The sequence below is a fragment of the Staphylococcus sp. EG-SA-15 genome, assembly GCF_017151895.1.
In the GTDB taxonomy this organism is placed as follows: domain Bacteria; phylum Bacillota; class Bacilli; order Staphylococcales; family Staphylococcaceae; genus Staphylococcus; species Staphylococcus aureus.
Genome location: NZ_JACVZN010000067.1, coordinates 1 through 688 on the forward strand (window position 1 = coordinate 1; position 688 = coordinate 688).

The window sequence follows — 688 nt, forward strand, 5'->3', positions numbered from 1 at the left end:
GTTGAAGTTGAAGCGGGTTGAAGCAATTTCGTTTTATTAATGAAGCTATGTGAAACATAGTGATTGAACAAAAAAGTGGTTTAATGGGATGGTGGGTATTTCCGTTTTAGAATTTAACATTTACACGTCTAATTTTAATCATTGTTTTAAATTTTATGAATCGAAGCCCTTTGATTTAATAATATTTGCTAATGCTAGTAACTTATCTGATTGTTCATGTTTAAAATAAAGAAAACCACTCACATCAGTGTGTGTTCGAACTAGACTTGTAAGTTCCAGTTCGGTACGACTTTCTAAAGCAATTATTATTGCTGTGATTGTCGTATATCACTTAGATGTGCGTGGTTTATTTTAATAGGTTAGTAATATATTAGGTCATGTTATGTTTAAGACTATAATGAATAAATAATTTAGAAATATGCTTCCGATTGTTCGATGCTTTAATTCAGTTAGAAGCATCATAGAATGCATGATTACTGTTGTATAGATACATAATTCTTTGTATTGACTGTATGTCTTTGGATAGAGTTATAAATTTATTTTGTTACTCTAGGCCCATATGTCGCAGTACCATCTGCATGTGTTGTTACGTTATATGCGTTTGTTTCGCTTGGCTTTTTTTGTGTCGGGCGAGCGCCATATGATACTTGACCATTTGCATGTGTTGTTACGTTGTATGCATTTGTTT

The 688-nt window shown here is 32.1% G+C and carries 2 protein-coding genes; one reads left to right on the forward strand and one right to left on the reverse strand.

Annotation, left to right across the window (positions count from 1 at the left end):
* Positions 1-247 precede the first annotated feature (247 nt).
* On the forward strand, positions 248-355 hold the full coding sequence (locus IDG64_RS14330) for a hypothetical protein (RefSeq protein ID WP_031762187.1): 108 nt from the start codon (positions 248-250) through the stop codon (positions 353-355).
* Positions 356-536: 181 nt separating this feature from the next.
* Here IDG64_RS14330 and IDG64_RS14335 read toward each other — a convergent pair.
* Positions 537-688, reverse strand: a 152-nt coding sequence (locus tag IDG64_RS14335; RefSeq protein ID WP_033858684.1) for a coagulase, incomplete at its 5' end; no start/stop codon positions are given.